Source organism: Alistipes putredinis DSM 17216 (genome assembly GCF_000154465.1).
Lineage (GTDB): Bacteria > Bacteroidota > Bacteroidia > Bacteroidales > Rikenellaceae > Alistipes > Alistipes putredinis.
Genome location: NZ_DS499580.1, coordinates 380001 through 403335 on the forward strand (window position 1 = coordinate 380001; position 23335 = coordinate 403335).

Here is a 23335-nt window from a genome sequence, read left to right on the forward strand (position 1 = left end):
CCGAGCGCAGCGCCAAATTTATTTGCTGGTCTAAACCGGGTATTTTTTCCGTAAAGACCGGGATTTTTATTAATTTTGTGCCCGCTATATGCTGAAAATGGAAAGACATATCGACATAGACCGTTTCGACTACGACCTGCCCGACGAGCGGATCGCCAAGTATCCGCTCGAGGAGCGATCGGCATCGAAGCTGCTTGTTTACGAACGGGGGGAAATCTCGGAGCGCCGCTTCCGCGACATCGGCGACATACTGCCTGAGGGGACCCTGCTGGTGTTCAACAATACCAAGGTGATTCGGGCGCGGATTATCATGCACAAACCTTCGGGTGCTCGGATCGAGGTATTCTGCCTCGAACCGCACGATCCGGCGGATTACGAGCGGGCGTTCGCCGTGAAAGGTTCGTGCCGCTGGAGCTGCATCGTGGGTAACCTCAAAAAATGGAAAGAAGGCCCGCTGGTGATCGATTTCGAATATGAAGGTCGCGCGGAACGGATGCTGGCCTGGCGTGAGGGCGAGGGCGGCCGCGAGCAGATCGTCCGCTTCGAATGGACGGCTGATCTGACGTTCGGACAACTGCTGGAACATCTGGGCCGGATTCCGATCCCGCCTTACCTGAACCGCGAGAGTCAGGAGATCGACAATACCCGTTACCAGACCGTCTATTCGAAATTCGAAGGTTCCGTGGCCGCTCCGACGGCCGGCCTGCACTTCACACCGGAGTTGATCGAGCGGATGCGGACGCAGGGGTTTTCGTTCGAAGAGGTGACCCTGCACGTGGGGGCCGGAACATTTCTGCCCGTGAAAGACCGCGATGCGGCGGCGCATCCGATGCATACGGAACATTTCGAGATCCGTCGAAGCAGCGTGGAGCGGCTGCTGGAGAAGTGGGATAATATTACGGCGGTAGGTACCACTTCCGTCCGAACGCTGGAGTCTTTGACGGCGCTGGCGTGGCGGATCCGTACTTCGGGTGCGCCCGATGCGAGCCGCGTGATCGGGCAGTGGGAGTTGTACGACTTGCCCGAGGTGTTTACAGGCCGCGAAGCATTGCAGGTACTGTCAGACTATATGGTTCGTGAGGGGATCGAGAAACTCAAGGCCGCCACGCAGATCATGATTACGCCGCTGGGATACCGTTTCCGGATCGTGCGCAATATCGTCACGAACTTCCACCAGCCCAAATCGACGTTGCTGTTGTTGGTGTCGGCTTACGTGGGAGATGATTGGCATCGGATTTACGACTACGCCCTCACGCACGATTTCCGTTTTTTGAGTTACGGGGATAGCTCGGTGCTGATGCGTTGAGAACTTTGAATTATAAATGAAAACGGCCGGAACGTGATAGTTTCCGGCCGTTTGTTGTGACGGGGATTGCTTGTTAGTGGCTTACGGCCCCCATCTCTTCGGGCTTGTGTTTGTAGCGGAAGACCATTGCGAAGACGATGGCGACGACCAGCGCGTAACCCGCAAAGATATACCATGATTCGGGCCAGCCGAAAGCATCGACTACCGCACCTGCCGCGTAGGAGCCGAAGAAAGCACCGAGTCCGTTGGTCATGATCATAAAGACACCCTGCGCCGAGGAACGGATGTCGGGGGTAGTTTCCTTTTCGACGAAAAGCGAGCCCGAAATGTTGAAGAAGTCGAATGCGACCCCATAAACGATCATCGAGAGGATCAGGAAAACGGCACCCGATCCCGGATTGCCGATACCGAAGAATCCGAAGCGGAGCACCCAGGCCAGCATCGAGATCAGCATCACCCATTTGATGCCGAAGCGTCGCAGGAAGAAGGGAATCAGCAGGATGCAGAATGTTTCGGACATTTGCGAGAGCGAGAGCAGGATTACCGAGTGGCGCACGATGGGCGAGTCGGCGTATTGGGGCATCGTGCCGAAGTTCTGAATGTAACTGTCGCCGAAGGCATTGGTAATCTGAAGAGCGGCGCCCAGCAGCATCGAGAAGATGAAGAAGATCGCCATGCGTTTCTCCTTGAAGAGAGCGAATGCGCGGAGTCCGAGCGTGTCGATCCACGATTGGCTTTTCCGGGCATGACTGACCGGACAGCCCGGCAACGTGAAGGAGTAGATCGCGAGAATCAGGGAGAGGATGGCCGAAACGTACAGTTGCCAATAGGTCAGTTTGATCTGTACGCCGCCTATCTGAACCAGATCGACGAACCACATGGCGGCGATGAAGCCGACCGTACCCCAGACCCGGATGGGCGGGAAGTGCTTCACGGCATCGAGTTTCGCCAGGTCGAGGGCATTGTAGGCTACCGAGTTCGAGAGGGCGATGGTGGGCATGTAGAACATGACGCTCATCAACATGCAGGTGTACAGGGGGCCGTAGGCGGTTTGCGAGGCGGCTGCGACGAGGAACCCGGCGCTGATGAGCTGGCAGATGCCCAGCAGCTTCTGCGCGGGGATCCAGCGGTCGGCGATGATACCCATGAGGGCCGGCATGAAGAGCGATGCGATACCCATCGTAGCGAAGAAACTGCCGATTTGCAACCCTGTGAACTGAAGACCTCCGCCGAGGTAGGCGCCCAGCGAAATGAGCCACGAACCCCAGATCGCGTACTGCAGGAAGTTCATGACGATAAGACGGAATTTGATTCCCATAATTGGTTGATTTATGTGTTGTTTTACTTTTGCAGGCCGTTTTTCCCGAAAGGGGTTATGAACAAAAGTATAAATTTTTTTCGGAATTTTCTTTGCAGTTGAAAAATAAAGTTCTACTTTTGCATCACCGAAAGGACATTGAGCTATGGTGTAATGGTAACACAACAGATTCTGGTCCTGTTATTCTTGGTTCGAATCCAGGTAGCTCAACACAAAGAACGCGCCGCTGATATTCAGCGGCGCGTTTCTTCGTTATTGCGGTCGGCGCTTTTTAGAAGCGGAATCCGACGTAGAAACGGACGGAGTTGGTTTTCAGTTTCGTTTTGGTCGATGAGATGCCCTCCAGGTCTGCATCTTCGAGTGAGAATCCATTGTATTTGGCCTGGCCCCAGCGACCTTCCACGCCGACCGAAATCACTTTCCAGGCCACCGATCCGCCGAAGCTGTAGAACAGGGCGAAGTTGGAGTTGAAACTATCGTCGAGGTACATCATCGAGTAGGAGGGCGTGAGTCGGAAATAGAGGCTGATTTTCAGTTCGTGAACCGGGTTGATCGTAATCGAAGGACCGACCTGCATGCCGTATTCCAGCTGATGATTGCCGATGTCGATCGTTTCATCCATAATGTCGCCGACGGAACCCGAACCCGGCTCTTCCGATTCGGAGATCGTGTATTTCGAATAGTTCAGATCGACCCAGCTCCAGTCCAGACCGAATTTCAACATTCCGAGCAACGGTTTTTTGTGCAGGTAAAATAGGTTTTACCCCAACTGATCGACACGCCGAAATCGTTTTTCAGCTTCTCGTCGCCGAAATCCTTGAATACGAGCGATTGTTTTACGTAACCGAGGTTGAAGTACTTGGACCTGTTTTTCCATATTTTGCGATCGAGTTCCTCGTTCTTTTGGTGCCGTAATTGCTGGGATAGGTCATCGACGACCCGCTGCAGCGAATCCGTTTCCGTCGCAACGGGAGAGGTCGTTTCGGCGACCGGTTCTTGTGCTGTCGCAGTCAAGGTCCACAGGGACAAACCGATTAAAAACGTAAAGATTTTTTCATAATGGTATTTTTATTTAAGTTGAAGGTTTCTGCCGTTTCCCATACTGCAAAAATAACATTATTGTGAAAAAAAAGTTCGTTTGAATGGAATTATTGTCCGATAAGTATTATATTTCTTTGGTTACTCTTCCTCTTCTTCCAAATATATCTCCTCCATAAGGCTGTCCAGTTCGCGCCGCTCCTTTTTGGTCGGACGTCCCGTACCCCGGTCGCGGAAGACGAAGACCGTTTCGCGGGGGATGTTGAGCTTGTCGAGTTCCGATTGCGGAGTGATGTTGCGACAGTAGTCGGGGACGTTCTTGGCCGGCTGGCGGCTCGACACGTAGCCCACGACTTCGAAGAGATAGGTCACGGGCATCCGTTTGACGGCGATTCGGTCGCCGATCCGCACTTCGCGCGAAGGTTTGGCGTAGGCGTCGTTCACCAGCACCCGGTTCTGGCGGATGGCTTCGGCCGCGTCGCTGCGGGTCTTGAAGATGCGTACGGCCCAGAGGTATTTGTCTAATCTGATCGCTTCCATTTCGTTTTTTCAATTATATCGTACAGGCAAAATCCGATGTCGGGAGGCTCGGTGGCTCCGGCAGATTCGGATTTTCCGTTGTGCTGACGATTCGGGACAGGATGTCGGAACAGAGCCGAAGCTGGTAGTGTGCGGCTGCGGGTTGTCCGACGGTCTTCGAACCGGAGGTCGGTAGTTGCATCGATCCCTCGGGAACGGCGGTTTCGGTGGGGAAGTGTCGCGGGCTATTTCTCATAGATGCTTTCCGATTTGGGCATGTCGTGCGATTGTTCGTCGTTCTGTCGGCTGACGCTCAAGATCATGCCCAGGGCGATAGCCGTGAAGATCGTCGAGGAGCCGCCGCGTGAGATGAGCGGCAGGGTTTGTCCCGTTTCGGGAATCAGGTTTACCGTTACCATGATGTGCAGCAGCGCCTGGCAGGTAATCAACAGGGCCAATCCCAGGACCAGCAGACCCGGAAATGCCGTGCCGCACCGTCGGAAAATTTCGATGGCACGGAAGAAGATCCACAGGTAGAGCAACAGCAGCAGCAGCGCCAGGACGATACCGTACTCCTCGACGAAAAAGGCGTAGGCGTAATCGCTTTCCGGGTGGATCATCTCTATGCGCATGGCGCTCTGTCCGGCGCCTTCGCCCAGGATGCCGCCGTTGTGGATGGCGATCATCGAACGCTCGGTGTCGGTCAGCTGGTCGATCGGCTTTTCGGTTTGGGGCTTGGTCCAGAGGTCGATCCAGGTTTCCACGCGGCCGCCGGCCGTTTCGCTGCGGCCCAGATTCAGCAGGCCGGCCAGCATTACGGCGGCGAAGGCCAGGCCCAGCAGTTTCATCAGTTCACCGATCCTCACCCGTCCGATAAGCATCATCACCCACGAGGCGAAGAAGACCAGCACGGCCGACGAGGTGTGGGCCGGGAAGATCACTACACAGGAGAGCAGGACGGGGGCCAGGATGGGCCACGTGCCCTCGCGCCAGATTTTGCGCTGGTCGGGGCGCTTCCACCGCAGCGGGTTGAGCGAGGGGATGATCCGTAATTTGTCGATCACGCTCTGCCGGCCGGCGAGCTGCCGGGCCAGAAACAGTACGGTGGCGACCTTGAGTGCTTCCGAAGGCTGGAACTGGAAAGGACCGAGCGGAATCCAGCGGGCGGCGCCGTTGGTCGTGGCGCCGATGAAATAGACGGCCAGCGTCAGCAGAACGCTGCCTGCATAGGCGACCAGCGCCAGGTGGTTGTATATCCGGGAGTTGATCTTGTGTACGATGATGATCAGCGGAACGCAGACGAAAAGGATCAGCAGCTGTTGGCGCAGGAAGTGGGCCGTCGAACGAGCCGTATGCGCATCGTAGGCCATCTTCGCCGTCGAGGAATAGACCACCAGTACGGAAATGACGGCCAGTGCCGCGATAATGATCCACAGCACCTTGTCCCCGGCGAAGAGTTTCATGCCGGGCTCCTGTCCGGGTGCGTCGGTCTGCACAGTCGTACCCTCTGTGTTCGGATTGCCGGCCGTTTTCTCCGTCTGTTTTTCCGCTTCCATCTTATTATTTCGCGTGTTCGGCGACCCACTGTTTGAACAGTTCGCCCCGGTTTTCGTAATTTTTGAAGAGGTCGAAGCTCGCACAGGCCGGTGAAAGCAACACCACGTCGCCCGGACGGGAAGCTTTGCGGGCCGCCTGCATCGCCGCGTCGAGCGAATCGGTCGAAATGATTTCGGGAATTATGCCCGTGAAACTTTCGACCAGCTTGCGGTTGTCGATGCCCATGCAGACGAGCGTATGCACTTTTTCGCGGGCGAACCGCTTGAGCGGCTCGTAGTCGTTGCCTTTGTCCGTACCGCCTGCGATCCAGACTACGGGACGTTTCATGCTCTCCAGTGCGTACCACGTGGAATCGACGTTGGTGGCTTTCGAGTCGTTGATGTAGGCCACGCCGCCGATCTCTCCGGCGGGTTCGAGCCGGTGTTCCACCGGCGCGAAGTCGTAGATGGAGCTGCGGATGCGGATCGGGGATACTCCGGCCGCGAGCGCTGCGAGCGCCGCCGCCATAGCATTATAAGCGTTGTGCAGCCCGGGAATCCGCATTTTGGCCGTGTCGATCTCCACCGACTCCCGGCCGACAGTTGCGGTGAATTTTCCGTCCAGAAGGAACGCATCGCCTGCGCCGCTCGCCACGGCGTTTTTGGCCGCGAAGGGGAGCTGCTTCATCCGCAGGTCGTATTTGGGCAACTGCTGCCAGATCACCTCGTCGTCGCCCGAATAGATGAAGAAGTCGCGCGAATTCTGGTTCTGCGTAATGCGCATCTTGGCATCCACGTAGTTCTGGAAACAGTAGTCGTAACGGTCGAGGTGGTCGGGCGTGATGTTCGTCAGCACGCCGATATGGGCGCGGAACCGGAACATGCCGTCGAGCTGGAACGAGCTCAACTCCAGTACGTACCAGTCGTAATCGCCGGTAGCGACCGAGTAGGCGAAACTCTCGCCGATGTTGCCGCCGAGGGCTACGTTGTAGCCGGCGTCGCGCAGGATCTTGTAGATGAGCGACGTAGTAGTCGTCTTGCCGTTCGAGCCGGTGACGCAGATCGTCCGGGCCTTACCCAGGTAGCGGCCCGCGAACTCCATTTCGGAGATGACCGGAATGCCCGCTTCGCGGAGTTTGACGATCATCGGCGCCTTGTCCGGAATGCCGGGCGACTTGACGACCTCGTCCGCCGCGAGAATCCGCTCTTCGGAGTGGTGCCCCTCCTCGTAGGGGACCTGCCACTGGTCCAGTTTGGCTTTGTAGCGGTCGGCGATCCGCCCCTTGTCGGAGAGGAAAACGTCGAATCCTTTCTTCTTGGCGAGGATCGCGGAGCCGTAGCCGCTGATGCCGCCGCCCAGGACAACTATTTTTTTCATGGGGTTATCGGATTTTAAGCGTTACCAGGGTAATGGCCGCCAGCAGCAGCGACACGATCCAGAAACGGGTGACGATCTTGGTTTCGAAGAAACCCTGTTTCTGGTAGTGATGGTGCAGGGGGGACATGAGCAGAATGCGGCGTCCTTCGCCGTATTTGCGTTTGGTGTATTTGAAGTAGCTCACCTGAAGCATGACCGAGAGGCTCTCGACCAGGAAGATGCCGCAGAGAAGGGGCAGCAGCAGCTCCTTGCGGATGCAGAGAGCGAAGACGGCGATGATGCCGCCGATGGAGAGCGAGCCGGTATCGCCCATGAAGATCTGTGCCGGGAAGCTGTTGTACCAGAGGAAGCCGACCAGCGCACCGGCCAGCGCCGCTGCGAAGACGACCAGTTCGCCGCTGCCCGGAATGTACATGATGTTCAGGTAGTCGGCATAGACGATGTGTCCGGAGAGATAGGCCAGGATGCCCAGCACCAGTACGATCGGGGCCGATACCCCCGTCACCAGGCCGTCGAGTCCGTCCGTGAGGTTGGCGCCGTTCGAAACGGCCGTGACCACCAGGATCGCCACGACGACGTAGAGAATCCAAGTGAGGGTGCGGTTGCCGCCCGTGAGCCAGCTGTAATCGAATTCGTTGTCCTTGACGAAGGGAATCGTGGTCTGGGTCGTCTGACGGCTCTCGGAGCTGACGATGCGCCGCTGGATGTGGTCGGCGATGGTTCGGCCGTGTTCGTCGAGGTAGATCGTTTCGACCGGTTCGGTCGTCTTTTCCCGGACGACGATGTCGGGCGAGAAGCACATGGTCGTACCTACGATAATGCCCAGGCCGACCTGTCCCACGATCTTGAAACGCCCTTTGAGCCCCTCTTTGTGGTGGCGGAAGACTTTGATGTAGTCGTCCAGAAAGCCGATCAGCCCCAGCCAGATCGTCGAAACCAGCATCAGTTGGATATAGACGTTGTCGAGCTGTCCGAAAAGCAGTACGGGGATGAGAATGGCCAGCAGGATGATTACGCCGCCCATCGTGGGCGTGCCTTTCTTCTGGAGTTGTCCTTCGAGCCCCAGATCGCGGATCTCCTCACCGATCTGTTTGCGGCGCAGGAAGTTGATGATGTTGCGTCCGAAGACGATGACGATCAGCAGGGCGATGATGATGGCTGCCGCCGCGCGGAACGAAATGTACTGGAACATACCTGCGCCGGGCAGGTTGTGAACGTTGTCGAAATATTTGAAAAGATGATAGAGCATGTCGCAGGTTAATTTTTAGCGTAGAGGGCGAAGGCACGGAGAGCCTCCTCCTTGTCGTCGAAATGGTTTTTTACGTCGCCGACGATCTGATACGTTTCGTGTCCCTTGCCGGCCAGCAGGAGGATGTCGCCCGGCTTGGCGAGCATCGCGGCCGTGCGGATGGCTTCGGCGCGGTCGGCGATCCGCAGGTAGCGGTCACCCGGGGCGAGTCCTGCGACCATGTCGTCGAGGATCGCGTCGGGATCTTCGTGGCGGGGGTTGTCCGAAGTGAGGATTGCGGTGGTCGCGTATTTTACGGCGATCTGCGCCATTTCGGGGCGTTTGGTCTTGTCCCGGTCGCCGCCGCAGCCGCACAGCACGAAGAGCTGTTGTCCCGGGCGGCGGATCTCCTCGACGGTCTGGAGCACTTTTTCCAGAGCGTCGGGCGTATGGGCGTAATCGACGATCGCCGTGGTGCCGTCGGCGGCCCGTACGAATTCGAAGCGTCCGCTTACGGGATGCAGCGTGCTCATGATTTGGAGCACCTCTTCGCGGTCGGCGCCCAGCAGCAGGGCTGCGGCATAGACGCAGAGCAGGTTGTAAGCATTGAAGCGGCCGAGGAAATGGACCCATACTTCACGTCCGTCGATGCGCAGTTCCATACCGTCGGGGTGTGTTTCGAGGATCTTGCATCGGAAGTCGGCCATCGATTGCAGCGAGAGGGTTTTGACGGTCGCCCGCGTGTTCTGCACCATGACCCGGCCGTTGCGATCGTCGATGTTTATCAGTGCGAAAGCCTCTTTCGGGAGATTGTCGAAGAAGAGTTTTTTTGCCCGGATATATTCGGCGAAAGTCTTGTGGTAGTCCAGGTGGTCATGGGTGATGTTCGAGAAGATGCCGCCCGTGAAATGCAGTCCCCGGATGCGCTCCTGCACGATGGCGTGCGAGGAGACCTCCATGAAGCAGTATTCGCACCCGGCTTCGACCATGCGGGCCATCATCTCGTTCAGGCGGATGGCGTCGGGGGTGGTGTGGGTCGATTCGATGCGTTCGGTGTCGATGCGGTAAACGACCGTCGAGATCAGGCCGACCTTGTAGCCCAAGCCCCGGAAGAGGTCGTAGAGCAGGGTGACGGTGGTGGTTTTGCCGTTGGTGCCCGTGATGCCGACCAGTTTGAGCTGACGGCTCGGGTCGCCGTAGAATGCGGCGGCCATGTCGGCCATCGCGGCGTTGGTATCCGCTACGACGACGTAGCAGACCGACGGGGCGAGGTGTTCGGGCAGCCGCTGGCAGACGACGGCTGCGGCACCGGCGGTGACGGCCGCGTCGATGTAGGCGTGCCCGTCGCTTTGGGTGCCGCTCACGGCGAAGAAGCAGTCCCCGGGAGCGATGCGGCGGGAGTCATACGCCAGTCTGCTCACACGTGTATCGGAGTTGCCTTCCACGCGGAGCACCTGTGTCGCCTTGATTAATTCTTGAATTTGTTTCATCTCTTTATTTGAGTGTTATGGTTACGGCTCCCCCGCGCGAGATCCGCGTGCCGGGAGCGATGCTTTGGTATTGGACGGAGCCTCGTCCCGAGAAGGAAACTCTGAGGCCCCGGCTTTCGAGCAGGAACAGGGCGTCTTTGAGTCCCATGCCTACGACGTTGGGCATCGTTTGGTCGTCCTGTGCGAGCGTCGAGATCGTGACGTTCGAGAGGGAGTCGATCCGTACCGTTCCCCAGCCTTTGCGGTCTTCGAACGAGGTGCGGGGCGAGAATTTGTCGGCGATGCGGCGGATCTGGGCGATGTCGCCGCCTTTGATTCGCCGGGGATAGTGTTTTTCCCCTGAATTTTCCGGCGAGAGATCCCAGTCGTGCTCCCGGTTGTAGAGGTAGGTGACGACTTTCTTGACCACCGGACCCGAGAGCGGGCCGCCGTAGTAGGATTTGCCGGCCTGCCGCTTGGTGTGGATCGTCGTGAGCACCGTGTAGCGAGGGTTGTGAGCCGGGAAGTAGGCGACCATGCTGCCGATGTAATAGCCGTCGCGGTAGCCGATTTTGTCGTCGGCGTATTGGGCCGTACCGGTCTTGGCCGCTACGGTGTAGAGGGTCGTGTCGCGGAAAAATCCAGCACCCGTACCTTCCGTGCCGACGCTTTCGAGAAGTTTGCGGACCTCACGCAGCGTACGTTCGGAGCAGACTTTATCCACGAGAGTCTGGGTTTTGAAGTGCTTGACCACGTCCCCGTCCCGACGCAGCTCCCGGACCAGAATCGGCGAGATCATCTTGCCGTCGTTGGCAATGGCGTTGTAGAGGGTGATGACCTGGATCGGGGAGAGTTTGATACGATAGCCGAACGAGCGGCGTACGAGCATACTGTTGGGGTCGGGCACCTCCTTCCAATCCTGAAAGAGCGGTTTTTTCTCGCCGAAAGCCTCCAGTCCGACGGTTTGGTCGAGGTGCAGCTTTTTCATGAAGTCGCTGTAACGCTCCTTGTTGTCGGCATAACGCTCCCAGATCGCCTTGGCGAAATAGACGTTCGACGACTGGGCGACCGCCGTGCGGAAATCCATGTCGTTGAATCCGGCGTGCGAATCCTGCACCCGGATGCCGCCGACCTTCACCACACGTCCGTTGCCCGTGTCGTAGGTCTGGTCCAGCGGCATATCCGCGTCGTCCAGCAACAGCAGCATCGAAGCCAGCTTGAAGGTCGAGCCCGGCTCCGTGTTACGCCCGATGGCGTAGTTCTCCCGCTCGGCGTATCCGCCGCCGGGGGTGCGCCCCAGATTCACGAGGGCGAGGATTTCGCCCGTGCGGACCTCCATCACGATCGTGGTGCCCCAGATGGCGTTCTGGGCTTCGAGCTGTTCGCGCAGGTAACGGTTCGCCACGTCCTGCACATCGAGATCGAGCGTCGTGACCACGTCCAGTCCATCGATCGGGTCGATGTTGTCGCCGTCCACGACGCGGCCGTAAAAACCCCGGGCGATGCGTTGGCGCGTGGCCCGACCGTCGCGGCCGGCCAACTCTTCGCGATAGACGGCCTCGATGCCGTAGTTGCCTCGGTCGCCGGTCAGTCCGATCGTGCGGCGCCCCAGTTCGCCCTGCGGATAGATGCGTTCGTCGCTTTCACGCAGGTTGTAAACCATGCCCATGTTCCAGTTCAGGAGCGGGTATTTGCGCAGGGTTTCCCATTCGGTGTAGTCGATGTCGCGGGGAAAGATTTGGACGGGAGTGTGGTCGCGCAGGGTATCGTAGAGTTTTTTCGGCACGAATTCCCGGTCCAAAATCCGGTCGATCCAGCGGGCGATGCGTCCTTCGGAGCGGGGAACGAGGGTGTCCTTGCGGTATTTTACCTGGTAGTGTTTGGCATGCTGCGTGCGGAACATGCGACGGTATTCGGCTGCGGATCTGTCGCCGAAATAGGCGGCAAGTAGTTTGGACAGCGAGTCGCTCTGTTCGTGGAACGTACGCACGGAGTCGAGCCCCGGGCTGCCGAAATCGAATTCGACGCGGTAGCGGAAGATCGAGGTGGCCAGCGGATCTCCGTCCCGCGTGAGGATGTTGCCCCGCTGGGCCGGGATGATCTGTTCGGTGAAGATGCGTCCGGCGAGCCGTTCGGCATTGTAGGCGACCTCCGAGCTGAAGAGCTGCACCCATACCAGACGTGCGAAGATGAGCAGTCCCGCCAGGATGAAGAGGATGTAGAGCAACCTCACCCGCAGCAGGATGTCGCTTTTGATGCGCGATTTTTCCGGTTTCATCTTGCTCATCAGTCGTCGAGAATTTCACCCGGAACGACCGGGTCGTACAAGTCGATGCCCCGTCGGCGCAGCTCTTCGAGGATGGCCGAGTGGGTCGTATGGCGGAAACGCTGCTCCTGAAGGCGCGTCGAGCGCTCGCGCAGCATCTGGACCTCGCGGTAAAGCCGCGAGTATTTCATGTCGAGGTGCAGCGCCGTGAACATTACGAAGATGCTGACGAAAAACATCGCGGCGATGCAAATCATGTAACGATAGTATTCCGAGGCTCCTTTCCGAACCAGAATATTGCCCGAAAAGAGGAGCCAGAAGATGTTCGAGCGGCGGCGCTCCTCCTTGCGCTGCTCCTCCTGCCGGGCCTCCTCTTCGGCCTGCTCCCGCTCCCGGTCGGCACGAATTTCCTCGTCGGCTTCGCCGCTCTGCACGCGCAGCACTTCGCGCCGGATGCGGCGGGCGAGCTCTTCCTCCCGCTCCCGGGCGGCACGCTCCTCGTCGGTGACGGGGTCGAATTCGTGGTCGTTGTATTTCATGTCGGTCGGAAACGGTTATTGGCGTACGATTTTGGCAGCGGCTCGCAGTTTGGCCGAGCGCGAACGCGGGTTGCGGACGAGCTCTTCCGAGGAGGGAGTGACGGCCTTGCGCGTAATGATTTCGAACGGCGTTTCGGGCTTGCCGAAGAAATCCTTTTCGATGCGCCCCTCGAAATTGCCGCTGCGCAGGAAGTTCTTCACCAGCCGGTCTTCGAGCGAGTGGTAGGAGATCACTACCAGCCGTCCGCCGGGGCGCAGCACCTTGAGGCTCTGTTCCAGCGCCATTTTGAGCGCTTCCATTTCTCCGTTTACTTCGATGCGCAGGGCCTGGAACAGCTTGGTCAGGAATTTCGATTCGTCCTTTTTCGGGGTACAGGGCGCTACGGCCGCAACCAGGTCTGCGGTGGTCAGGATCGGCTGCGCGGTCCGTGCGCGGACGATGCAGGCGGCGACTTTCCAGGGGGTGTCGATTTCGCCCCAATCGCCCAGGATGCGGGTCAGGGCGTCGGCGTCGAGCGTGTTCACCAGGTCGGCCGCCGTGCCTCCTCCGCGCTGATTCATCCGCATGTCGAGCGGTGCTGAACCCCGGAACGAGAATCCCCGTTCGACGGCATCGAAATGGTGGGACGACACGCCCAGGTCGGCCAGGATACCATCGACCCGGGTTACTCCGTGCAGCCGCAGGGCGCCCCGCATGAAGCGGAAGTTGCTTTCGACGTAATGGAAGCGGCTGTCTTCCGGGCAGTTGTCCCGGGTATCCCGATCCTGATCGAAGGCGTAAAGACGTCCCCGGTCGCCCAGTGCCGACAGGATGCGGCGCGAATGTCCGCCACCGCCGAAGGTGAGATCGACATAGGTTCCTGCAGGATCGATGTCGAGCAGTCGGACGGACTCTTCGAGCAGGACGGGCGTATGATAGACGGAGGTCATTTGGCTTCGATATATATTTAGGGTGTAAAGTTAGACAATTTGCAGGGAAAAATCGTTATCTTTACCGAAGAAAAAACGGTTGAGAACGGTCGTACTCCGGAAGGCCGGGGTGTCCCGCTTCCGGGATCTCCCTGTACCGATGCGGAGTTTCGATTGGAAATCCGAGCGTAGGTGCGATAGGTGCAAATCGGGCGTCGTACGACTTTCGACCGATAATTAAAAGGGTTACGTTATGCCGAAAATAGATGTCGATGCCGTGCTTGCGGCAAAGGCTCCCCGGATCGCCCGATGGGTGCCGGGATTCGTTATCCGCTGGCTCAAGCGCACGATCCATCAGGACGAAATCAACTATATTCTGGATGAGTATTCCGCGCTTCCTCCTCAGCAGTTTATCCAGGCTTGTTTTAAGTTCTGGGGAGTGACCTATTCGGTCGAAGGGCTCGAAAATCTCGATCCGAAGGGACGGTATCTCTTTGCGTCGAACCATCCTTTCGGGGGAATGGACGGTATGATGCTGGCCGACGAGCTGGTCGGATATTTCGGCGATGCGCGGGTGATCGTGAACGATTTGCTGATGCACGTCGAGCCGCTGCGACCGCTCTGGATTCCGGTGAACAAGCACGGTTCGCAATGCGGGGAATACCTGCGCAGGTTCGACGAAGCTTTCGCAAGCGACTGTCCGATTCTGACCTTCCCGGCCGGGCTTTGTTCGCGCCGTCGGCAGGGGGTGGTGTCCGATTTGCCGTGGCGTTCGAATTTCGTCAAGCGGGCGGCGGCGTCCGGGCGCCGGATCGTGCCGGTTTTCGTCGAGGGCGAACTATCCGATTTCTTTTACCGCCTTTCCAATTTTCGGACGAAGATAGGTATCCGGTTCAATATCGAGATGCTCTATCTGCCCGACGAGATGTTTTCGCAGAAGGGAAAACATTTCCGGATACTGGTCGGGGAGCCTGTTTCGACGGACGAGCTGGTCGAATGCGGATCGTGGCAGCAGCGGGCGGATTACGTACGCGAAAAGGCGTATTCTTTGGAAAAAAAGTTGCGTGCCGAAGCAAAACACGGATAAATTGTTTAGTTTTGCTCTAAATTTAACAGCATGGAACCCATCATAGAGCCTGTAAGCCGAAGTCTGTTGCTCGCGGAATTGACCCCTGAACGCAAGGTCCGAAATACGAACAAGGCTTCGAATGAAATCTATATTTTCGATGCCGCCGAATGCCCGTCCCTGCTGCGGGAGATCGGACGCCTGCGGGAGGTCGCCTTCCGGTCGGCGGGGGGCGGAACGGGGCTCGCCGTGGATATAGACGAGGAGGATCTCGCCGGCGACGGTTATTACCAGTTGATCGTCTGGGACCCTGCGGAGCAGGAGATCGTGGGCGGTTATCGCTTTATCGTCTGCACGTCGGAAAATCCCCGGCATCTTTCCACTGAACATTATTTCACCTTCAGCGACAAATTCCGCAAGGAATACCTGCCCTATACCATCGAACTGGGGCGTTCGTTCGTACAGCCTTCCTATCAGTCGCGCGGCAATTCGAAGAGTATCTATGCGCTGGACAACCTCTGGGACGGTTTGGGGGCGCTTGTGGTGCTGAATCCCAAGGTGAAATACCTTTTCGGCAAGGTGACGATGTACGCTTCGTACAAGGCTATGGCACGCAATGCCCTGATCTGGTTCCTGCGCCGTTATTTTCCCGATCCCGATCATCTGGTGGCGGGTAAAAATCCCGTGCAGCTCGATTTGGACGATCCCTATTACGAGCATTTTTTCACGGGCAAGACCTATGAGGAGAATTACCGTATCCTGATCCAGCGCATCCGCGAGTTCAACGAGAACATTCCTCCGCTGATCAATGCCTATATGAATCTCTCGCCTACGATGCGGGTGTTCGATACGGTAATCAACACCGATTTCGGCGGTGTGGAGGAGACGGGTATTCTGCTGACCATTCCGGACATTTATCCCGAGAAAAAACAGCGTTATATGCGTTGGCAGGGGTGGCGTGAAAACCTCAAGCAGCGCCGGGAACATTTCCGCCTCCGCCTGCAGGAGCATCTCTCGCGTATCGGGAAAAGATGGGAAGTGTAGTCGAGCCGGATTTTCCCGGGTCGGATGTCTTATTTTGATAAAATTACGCCTTTTCGGTGTAATTTTTTTGTTTATGGATGCGGAATTTCTCGAAAAATTGTAATTTTATAGAGAAAAGAGAAGTTTGTATGCGTACAAGATTGGTAGTGTCTTTTTTTATCTGTTTTTTGCTGCAGGCATGCTCCGGAGCTTCGACGACGAAGACGAATGGAGTGTCGAACACATCGGGAAACGATCAGGCCGGATGTATCGCCTTGGATACGATCGGCATCGATGGTGCGGTCGAGAAGTTCGTATGGAACGAAGAGGATGGAATCGGCTTCTTAATTCAGGATAATAGCTATTTGGACTTTATTAAATCGTCTTTCACATCGAGGCCGGTGTTTGCTATGCAGGCTGCTGACGGTCGAATAACCTATTCGACGGAGGATTTGATGAAAGAGATGTGGCCGAAAGAGCGGATCGAGGATCCTGTTTCGGTCGTAGCTTGGCGACCGTATGGATTTGCGTTACAAGAGGACGGGAGTTTTTTTCTTCCGGTCGGTGTGGCGCAGTATGATGAGAAGGGGTGCCGGAGCGTGCCTATGCTCGGCCGGTACCGGGGAAATCTGGCTGAAATGACACTCGATTTCGAAAATATGTTCTCCGCTGTGGAGTTGCGATTGAGGAAAGACAGCTTCGCTCTCGAACCGATTAAGGTGAAACAAGTTATTTTGCAGGGAAACGACGGTGAAATTCTGGCAGGATCGATCAAGGTGGTAGCCAGTAGGCAGGAGCTGCCCGACAGTGTGTGCGAAGAGAGGAAAGTCAGTCCTTGCGTCGTATTGGATTGCGGATCGGGGGTGGAGCTGACGGAAGAATCGACCTCTTTTTATCTGCCTGTACTGCCTGTGGAGTTTCGCCGAGGGTATTCGTTAACGGTCGTGACGGATCGTGACAGCGGGAATATGTTCAGGATTCAATGCGGTGGCAAATTCCCCGTAAGATTGAAAAAAGGTCGGATATACCGTGCGGCGGATACGATTGTTCGCCCGGCGTATCTGCAATACATGATTCCCGATCCCAATTTCCGGGCTTATCTTTTGGAACAGGGGTATATCGAAGAGATCGGCGAAAACGGGAGCCGGGTCGTAGTAACACCTGCCGGTCGGGCTGCGACGAAGATAGATTGTTCGAGGCGGGGTATCGCTTCCTTAGCAGGAATCGAGTATTTCCCGCTGTTGGAGGAGTTGAATTGCTGTATGAATATGATATCGACGTTGGATTTGACGCAGAATCCTCGTTTGGTAAAGTTGGATTGTTCGGGAAATTGTCTTAAATCCTTGGATGTAAGCCATAATTCGGTGCTAATGGAGTTACGGTGCATGTTGAATGAGCTGGTGGCATTGGAAACGGATCGGAATCCGAAGCTGACTGTTTTGCATTGTGCATTTAATCGCTCGTTGAAAGCGTTGGATGTGACTGGTAATCCCCTGTTGAAAGAGTTGGTGTGCACGGAAAACAGTCTGTCGAGTTTGGATGTGTCGCATAATTTGGAACTGAAAAAACTTATGTGCGGAAATGGTTTTGTCAAAAAGAACCGTTTGGAAACCCTGGATGTTAGTAAAAATACCAAACTCGACACGTTGGAATGCTCGGGCTGTTGGCTGAAAACCTTGGATGTCAGTCGGAACCGGGATTTGATATATTTGAATTGCAGTAGAAATGAATTGGAGCGTCTGAATCTCGGCGCTGTTCCGAATTTGAAGGAATTGGATTGTCCCATGAATAAATTGAGCCGACTGGACGTATCTCGTTGCAAGGCTCTGACATGGATTTCGTGCGACAGGAACTCGCTCTCCTCGTTAGATGTATCCCACAACCGGTCGTTAAATTGGCTGTCGTGTGGTGAAAATTTGCTTACTACGTTGGATGTGTCGCATAATTCGGTGTTGGAAACGTTGTGGTGTAATGACAACCAATTGACTACGTTGGATCTTTCGGGAAATCCGATTTTGAGAAAGCTGTATTGTTGCAATAACCGGTTGTCCTCTTTGGACTTGAGTAAAAATAAATTCTTGGAACCGAGGAATGTGTCCGATCACGGGAACTGTTTCCCGGAGGAAGAGGGTTCGATTGTGGTTAATTCCTGCTGTTTCTGAAAAATGAAAAAGGGGCTGTCTAACAGTTTTAGACAGCCCCTTTCGTTGCTTTTTGGTTTTACCGCGACGCGGCGATATTCGAGCTGTGCATGCCCCGGGAATCGCGGGCCCAGTCGTCCCTGGCGCGGAGTACCTGTTCGATGATGTCGCGCACGCAGCCGTGCCCGCCCGCGAACTCCGAAACGTAGCGCGAGGCTTCGATCACCTCGGATGCCGCATCCGAGGGACAGACGGGGATTCCGACTGCCTTCATACACTCCAGGTCCGGGATGTCGTCGCCCATGTAGATGACGTTCGCCGGATCGAGTCCGTGGCGTGCGAAGAAATCCTGCATGGCCGATATTTTGTCCATGCAGTCCAGGTAAACATCTGTGATTCCCAGCATTTTGAGCCGGTGGTCGAGCGTTGCGCCCCGTCCGCCCGTGATGATGCACACTTTGTAGCCCATACGGAGCGCATAGGCGATGGCATAGCCGTCCTTGGCATAGTATTTTCGGATGAAATCCCCATCGACCAGGGGCATGATTCCCCCGTCGGTCATTACGCCGTCCACGTCGAAAATGAACGCTTCGGTCTTTACGATGTCTTCTTTGAAGTTTCCCATATATCTTGACTTAATGATTCATAAATTCGTAACAGTCGCGGATCGTGAGCGAGTGCGGCTTCGTGCCGCCGCAACGTCGGCAGGTCGCCGCGTACGGCAGGCCCGGTCTGCACCCGATGCGGATCGCCCGAATCGACGGCTTTGGCTGCGGTTTCGGCGATCAGGGGTTTCAGTACGTCGAAGGGCAGTTCGGTCCCGTGCAAAATCTCGCCTCCCAATGCGTAGAGGTGATTGACGAAATTGCAGGCGAAAACCGCGGCCAGGTGAAGGCGTACGCGACGGTCGGAGTCGGCACGATATACCGTGCGGCTCAGATTGCGGGCGAACGCTTCGAGCTCCGAGGTGAAGGAGTCGTCGTTTCCTTCGACGAAAAGAGGTATTTTGGCAAAATCCACGCTGCGGCCTTGGGTAAAGGTTTGCAGGGGATAGAGAACGCCCCGACGGTCGAAGCGTGCGGGAAGAGCCTCTATTCCGATGCCTCCGGCCGTATGTACCACAGCGGCTTCGGCGGGTATGGGCAGGCTTTCGGCCAGCGTGGTGATCGCCGCATCGCTGACGGCCAGGATGTAGAGGTCTGCGGCGGCCAGCTCGCGCGGATCGGAGCTCCACGCGGTGCCGTTTTCGAGGGCGAGTGCTGTACCTCGTTTCGCGTTGCGGGCGAAGATCTGGAGCAATGTTGCTCCTTCCGTGCGGCTTATCGCGCGGGCGAGCGCTTCGGCCAGGTTGCCGCTGCCTATGAGGACGATATTTTTCATCTTTCCGAGTGTTTCGATTCGGGCTGCGGCCCGGAAGCCGGTTTGCGGGCGGCGTTCACTGCGTCGTCCAGGTCGATGAGCCGAAGCCGGTCGCCCGCTGTACGGCAGGCCGTCTGAAGCTCGTCGAGCGCGCGGTCTATTCGGCGCGTTTCTTCGGTCGCGGCGAAGTAGAGGCGTGTCGAACTGTAATTGTCGATGGTTCTGAAAATGTTGTAGAGCGTCATTTCGTGGATGTCCCGTCCGGGGGCGAAAGCCACTTCGCGGTCGTCGTCCGGATTCCGGATTTCGATCAGCAGGCCCGTGCGCACGAGCTGGTGCAGGACATCGTTCACGATGCGGGTGGGCAGCGAGAGTCGGCGGCGGAGTTCATCGACCGGGAGCGCCCCTTCGTTTTCCCGAAAGCGGTGTACGACCTGGAGCATGACGGCCAGGATGATCCGGCGTCGTCGGTCGTTGCTGATGCCGAGCGATTCGCGCTCTTCGGCGAAACGGTCGATATTCTGGTAGGCGAACGAGAGTTCGCCGCCGAAGAGCAGGATTTCCCACGAGATTTGCAGCCATAACAGGAAGAGCGGCAGGGCTGCGAAACTGCCGTAAATCGCGTTGTAGGAGGTCATCCATCCTTGCAGATAGAGGTAGCCCCACTGAAAGAGCATGAAGACCGTTCCTGCGACGATACCCGCCATGAAAGCGCTGCGCCACAAGACTTTCGTATTGGGCACGACGGCATAGATCAGGGTGAAGCTGCCCCAGATGATGACCAGGGCCGAAAGTTTCGAAAGAAGGATGCCGAGGAACGTATTCCCCGCGTCGAAGAACCGGAGCAGATAACCTCCCATCGTGCTGGCCACGAGCCAGAGGATCGGGGCGACCATCGCGATGACGATGTAGTTGAGGTATTGGCGGGCGATATTGCGCGAGGACTGAACCTCCCAGATGTTGTTGAAAGCGCTCTCCACCGACCCGAAAACCCGGATGACGGCCCAGAAAAGGGTTACGACGCTGACCAGGGCGATAAGCCCGCCCTGCGTATTGGCGAGGGCTTTGCGGGCGAATTCCACCATGTAGTCCAATACTTCGACGTTTTGCGGGAAAAGGGCGTAGAGATCGTCGATCAGGCCGTCCAGAAGCCCGAATCCCTTGACTACGGCGAATACCAGCGCCAGGATCGGGACGATCGAGATGAGCGTATAGAACGTCAGGGCGGCGCTGCGCACGATCGTATCGTGGGCGATCAGGCCGCGTGCCGTGTAGAACAGCAGCTTGTACTGTCTGACGGCCCACCGGACGCGGGGATTGCGGTAGGAGTTTGCGTTGCGCCGCAGGATCGTGTCCGTGAAGTAGGTGAAGACGTTCTTGACTTTCATTTCGGGACGTTTCTCAAAGGTAGCTATTTTAGACGGATTGTCCAATAATCCTGCCCGAGTTTCGTGAAGGCGATCCGTCGCTCGCCGCCTTCGCGTATGCCGAGCCGTGCGGCGATTTCAGCCGCCGTGAGCGGGAAATCCTGTTTCAGAATCGTCAGCCGGCTGCCGGAAAGCTCCCGTTTCAGTTGCTTGGGGTTGTAGGGCTCGATCCGTTCGATCTCCAGCCAGCGGCCCAATGTGTCTTCGGACTTTTCCGCTGCGAATCCGTAACCGTTCGGGCTCCAGATGTCGGCGTGGCCTTGCAGGTAGGTCGGCGTCAGCCGGGCTTTTTGAAGCGCTACGTCGGGGATCAGCAGCCAGCGGTAAGCGGCCGGATCGAAGGGCTTGTCGCAGGGAGTTGCACGGGCTTCGGCCGGCGTGCAGGAAAATTCTCCCAGTTCGAGCGCAACGGCCGTCAGCAGGGGGCCGGTTCCGTCGGTATAGACGACGACTTCCTTGCATTCGTCGTGCAGGGACACCACTTCCGTGCGGCAGGGACCGAAGAGCCGGAATGTTTCGCCGACGTCGAACAGCGGGGAGTTCTTGACGCAGAGGTTCGGGGCGATGCGACGGAGTTCCGGTAGCAGCTTCGGTATGTCGGGCGAACAATCCTCCAGCCGCACCAGCTTGCGCCCTCCGGCGCTGCGACGGTCGGGGTCGGCGTAGATCCAGTCGAAGTGGTCCAGGGTCGAGGCGAGGAACGCCTCGGCGGAGGAGTTGATAACCCGTATGTTCGTTGCGCCCAGCCGCCGGAAATTCTCTTCGGCGACGGCCGCCAGCGTCGCATCCCGTTCGAGGGTGATGACTTCGCGGAAGCGTTTTGAGAGGTAGAGGGCATCGACGCCCAGTCCGCAGGTAAGGTCGAGCACCGTGTTTCCGCTGCAACTTTTGCGGGCCGCGCATGCCTCGCTCGAGGCCTGTTCGAAAGCCAGCGGCGGGAGGATGCAGCGGGCTTCATAGTAGGAGGGGAGTTTCGTCCGTGCCCGCGCAAGGTATTTGACCTGCGTGGCGACGAGTGCCGCATGCGGAATACGCTTGTCGAGGGCGATCGCCGCAGGGTCGCGGCCGATTTGTTCCTCGACGGTATGCCGCACTTCGGGAGTCAGCAGCAGTCGGTATTGTTCCGGAGTCATCATTCCGGGAGCGAAGATACCGATTTTTTCCGTTCGGCGCTCCATAGGAGTAGGGTTGCGAAGATGAAAAGTCCGTAAACACTCCAGCATTGGGTCGTCGTGAGCCGGATGTCGAGGGCGGCTGCCGGAAGTGCCGCTGCAGCTCGGATCAGTTCGTTCTGTGCCCGGGCTGCGAATCCTGCGACGACCGAGAAGAGCGGTGCGAGCGCCGTTCCCGGGATCACGAGCCAGAGCGTGCAGCTCCCGACCACGACGTAGGAGAGCAGGATGACGACGGGGTTGAGTGCCAGTCCGACGACCGAGATCTGGCCGAAGGTATGGGAGATAAGAGGTGCAGTCGCAGCGGACGCTGAAAATCCGATGGCGAGGGTTGCGGTCAGCATATCGATGCTTTTGCGGCGTGTTCGCAGGAGGCGGCAGAGGGGGAGTCCCCAGGCGATGATGCCGGCGACGGCGATGAACGAGAGTTGGAAGCTGATGTCGAACAGGTAATCGGGATGGAAGAGCAGCATGACGAAGGCTACGCCGGCGAGTGTGTTCATCCCGACGTATTCCGACGACGAGGCCAGGGCGAATTGCAGGACGGAGAACATCAGCGCGGCCCGGACGACGCTGGGCGGGAATCCCGTCGTGGCGGCATAGAGCCAGATGAGCAGGATGACCGCGATATTGCGCAGGATGTGTCCGTGTCGGAAGAGCGGCAGCCACCAGAGCAGCAGGTTGGCGAGCAGAAAGACGATGCCCACGTGCAATCCCGAGACGGCGAGCAGGTGCGAGGTCCCGCTGCGCGAGTAGGCCGCACGGAGTGCAGGGGAAAGCGAGCGTCGATCCCCGGCCGTCATAGCGTTGCAGAGGGCCTGTTCGTCGGGTGCCAGGGCCAGACGGTCGAGCCGTGTGACGGCCCGTTCGTGCAGGAACAGGGAGAGGTGCTTCGGGGAAAGCTCCCGGTGCAGGGTGTCGCTCAGCAGCAGGCTTGAGCGGTTCAGGTAGAGGGTGCCGACGTATCCCCGGCGGGTCATCAGCCGTCCGTAGCCGCCGTGACGGGCGGTGAAAGGGTAGATTTTGCCGCGTACGACGGCTCGGTCGCCGGGATTCAGTGCGGTCGAAGAGTCGCATCGCACCACGAGGTTTCCAGCAGCAGGGAGCCATTCTCCGGTTGCGGAGTTCCGCCGGGCGCGGATCGTTGTGCCGGAGGCCGTTTTGCCTTCCCGTTCGGAGAGGCGTTCCCGGACGACGATTTCGTATTCGCCCGGAGTGCCGGTCGGCGGAGCGGGAGTGTGTCTCAGTTCGGTGACGGTCATGCCGAAAAGCAGAATGGCTCCCAGGGTGGCGAGGTTTGCGCCCCGGTCGTCGGCGAGCAGTGCCAGGATACCGCAGACGAGGAATCCGCCTACTAACAACCACAGCGGCAGTACGTAGTGGTCGGCCAGCAGGATGCCGGCCGCGAGCGGCGGCAATGCGCGGAGCAGGGGCATGCGCCGGAGTTTCGACCGGAGGTTTTCGGACTTGAGTCGTAGCATAACGGAGCCGGATCGCGGGAAATGGACGGAGAACCGGGCTTTGACTTTGTGTTTTTTTCGTTTTCTGCGTTCGGCAGGACCTCGCGGGCAGTCGCGGGCCTCGTCGATCGGATATTTGCGGTTTGCCTCCTTTGGAGGCGGCGGAATATTCCCGCCTCTTC

At 57.6% G+C, this 23335-nt stretch carries 20 protein-coding genes and 1 tRNA gene; 5 read left to right on the forward strand and 16 right to left on the reverse strand.

The genetic code is table 11. From position 1 onward, the window contains the following. Positions 1–97 precede the first annotated feature (97 nt). The gene (locus ALIPUT_RS10515) at positions 98–1306 is read left to right on the forward strand and encodes an S-adenosylmethionine:tRNA ribosyltransferase-isomerase (RefSeq protein ID WP_040293913.1); all 1209 of its coding nucleotides are present in this window, start codon (positions 98–100) and stop codon (positions 1304–1306) included. 73 nt (positions 1307–1379) lie between these two features. On the opposite strand, the gene ALIPUT_RS10520 is transcribed toward ALIPUT_RS10515, so the two are convergent. After that, positions 1380–2624 (reverse strand): nucleoside permease, encoded by a 1245-nt coding sequence (locus ALIPUT_RS10520; protein WP_004329933.1) that lies wholly within the window; start codon positions 2622–2624, stop codon positions 1380–1382. A 139-nt stretch (positions 2625–2763) separates the two neighbouring features. Between ALIPUT_RS10520 and ALIPUT_RS10525 the strand changes: the two genes are divergently transcribed. Further along, positions 2764–2834 (forward strand) — tRNA-Gln (locus ALIPUT_RS10525). Positions 2835–2895: 61 nt separating this feature from the next. Here the strand turns inward: ALIPUT_RS10525 and ALIPUT_RS12175 are convergent. The 10 genes from ALIPUT_RS12175 to rsmH all read right to left on the reverse strand — a co-directional run bounded on the left by ALIPUT_RS12175 (position 2896) and on the right by rsmH (position 13526). After that, positions 2896–3348: a hypothetical protein gene (locus ALIPUT_RS12175; protein ID WP_004329934.1), complete on the reverse strand. Its 453-nt coding sequence runs from the start codon at positions 3346–3348 to the stop codon at positions 2896–2898. Continuing rightward, entirely contained in the window at positions 3342–3653 is a 312-nt protein-coding gene (locus ALIPUT_RS12180) for a hypothetical protein (RefSeq protein ID WP_004329935.1), read from the reverse strand. Before ALIPUT_RS12180 ends, ALIPUT_RS12175 begins: the two co-directional genes overlap by 7 nt. A gap of 150 nt (positions 3654–3803) precedes the next feature. Further along, complete coding sequence (locus ALIPUT_RS10535; RefSeq protein ID WP_004329936.1) at positions 3804–4202, reverse strand: RNA-binding S4 domain-containing protein; 399 nt, start codon at positions 4200–4202, stop codon at positions 3804–3806. 224 nt (positions 4203–4426) lie between these two features. After that, positions 4427–5737 (reverse strand): FtsW/RodA/SpoVE family cell cycle protein, encoded by a 1311-nt coding sequence (locus ALIPUT_RS10540; RefSeq protein WP_004329938.1) that lies wholly within the window; start codon positions 5735–5737, stop codon positions 4427–4429. A gap of 4 nt (positions 5738–5741) precedes the next feature. Then, complete coding sequence (gene murD / locus ALIPUT_RS10545) at positions 5742–7094, reverse strand: UDP-N-acetylmuramoyl-L-alanine--D-glutamate ligase (RefSeq protein WP_004329939.1); 1353 nt, start codon at positions 7092–7094, stop codon at positions 5742–5744. Between the two features lie 4 nt (positions 7095–7098). Continuing rightward, positions 7099–8343 carry a phospho-N-acetylmuramoyl-pentapeptide-transferase gene (gene mraY / locus ALIPUT_RS10550; protein ID WP_004329940.1) on the reverse strand — a complete coding sequence of 415 codons (1245 nt, stop codon included), beginning with the start codon at positions 8341–8343 and terminating at the stop codon, positions 7099–7101. Positions 8344–8351: 8 nt separating this feature from the next. Further along, the gene (locus tag ALIPUT_RS10555; RefSeq protein ID WP_004329941.1) at positions 8352–9812 is read right to left on the reverse strand and encodes a UDP-N-acetylmuramoyl-L-alanyl-D-glutamate--2,6-diaminopimelate ligase; all 1461 of its coding nucleotides are present in this window, start codon (positions 9810–9812) and stop codon (positions 8352–8354) included. A gap of 4 nt (positions 9813–9816) precedes the next feature. Continuing rightward, entirely contained in the window at positions 9817–12069 is a 2253-nt protein-coding gene (locus ALIPUT_RS10560; protein WP_040293917.1) for a penicillin-binding protein, read from the reverse strand. Between the two features lie 8 nt (positions 12070–12077). Then, positions 12078–12596 carry a hypothetical protein gene (locus tag ALIPUT_RS10565; RefSeq protein ID WP_004329943.1) on the reverse strand — a complete coding sequence of 173 codons (519 nt, stop codon included), beginning with the start codon at positions 12594–12596 and terminating at the stop codon, positions 12078–12080. A 15-nt stretch (positions 12597–12611) separates the two neighbouring features. Next, on the reverse strand, positions 12612–13526 hold the full coding sequence (gene rsmH, locus ALIPUT_RS10570; protein ID WP_040293826.1) for a 16S rRNA (cytosine(1402)-N(4))-methyltransferase RsmH: 915 nt from the start codon (positions 13524–13526) through the stop codon (positions 12612–12614). A 232-nt stretch (positions 13527–13758) separates the two neighbouring features. Here rsmH and glsA point away from each other — a divergent pair, with 232 nt between their 5' ends. The 3 genes from glsA (at position 13759) to ALIPUT_RS12185 (ending at position 17756) form a co-directional block, all read left to right on the forward strand. Beyond that, entirely contained in the window at positions 13759–14592 is an 834-nt protein-coding gene (gene glsA / locus ALIPUT_RS10575; protein WP_004329948.1) for a 1-acyl-sn-glycerol-3-phosphate acyltransferase, read from the forward strand. Between the two features lie 30 nt (positions 14593–14622). After that, on the forward strand, positions 14623–15615 hold the full coding sequence (gene glsB, locus ALIPUT_RS10580) for a glycine N(alpha)-acyltransferase GlsB (RefSeq protein WP_004329950.1): 993 nt from the start codon (positions 14623–14625) through the stop codon (positions 15613–15615). Positions 15616–15743: 128 nt separating this feature from the next. After that, the gene (locus ALIPUT_RS12185) at positions 15744–17756 is read left to right on the forward strand and encodes a leucine-rich repeat domain-containing protein (RefSeq protein ID WP_050751532.1); all 2013 of its coding nucleotides are present in this window, start codon (positions 15744–15746) and stop codon (positions 17754–17756) included. A gap of 58 nt (positions 17757–17814) precedes the next feature. On the opposite strand, the gene ALIPUT_RS10590 is transcribed toward ALIPUT_RS12185, so the two are convergent. The 5 genes from ALIPUT_RS10590 to ALIPUT_RS10610 are packed head-to-tail and all read right to left on the reverse strand — an operon-like array spanning position 17815 to position 23174. Further along, positions 17815–18360, reverse strand: a complete 546-nt coding sequence (locus ALIPUT_RS10590) for a KdsC family phosphatase (RefSeq protein ID WP_004329953.1) — start codon at positions 18358–18360, stop codon at positions 17815–17817. Beyond that, positions 18333–19115 carry a Rossmann-like and DUF2520 domain-containing protein gene (locus tag ALIPUT_RS10595; protein ID WP_004329954.1) on the reverse strand — a complete coding sequence of 261 codons (783 nt, stop codon included), beginning with the start codon at positions 19113–19115 and terminating at the stop codon, positions 18333–18335. The genes ALIPUT_RS10590 and ALIPUT_RS10595 overlap by 28 nt, the downstream gene beginning before the upstream one ends. After that, a complete protein-coding gene (locus ALIPUT_RS10600) occupies positions 19112–20482 on the reverse strand; it encodes a YhjD/YihY/BrkB family envelope integrity protein (protein WP_004329955.1) in 1371 nt (456 codons plus the stop codon). Before ALIPUT_RS10600 ends, ALIPUT_RS10595 begins: the two co-directional genes overlap by 4 nt. A gap of 23 nt (positions 20483–20505) precedes the next feature. Continuing rightward, positions 20506–21699: a THUMP-like domain-containing protein gene (locus tag ALIPUT_RS10605; protein ID WP_229089903.1), complete on the reverse strand. Its 1194-nt coding sequence runs from the start codon at positions 21697–21699 to the stop codon at positions 20506–20508. Then, positions 21654–23174, reverse strand: coding sequence for a ComEC/Rec2 family competence protein (locus tag ALIPUT_RS10610; RefSeq protein WP_004329957.1), 1521 nt, complete (start codon positions 23172–23174; stop codon positions 21654–21656). The genes ALIPUT_RS10605 and ALIPUT_RS10610 overlap by 46 nt, the downstream gene beginning before the upstream one ends. Between the last annotated feature and the right edge of the window lie 161 nt (positions 23175–23335).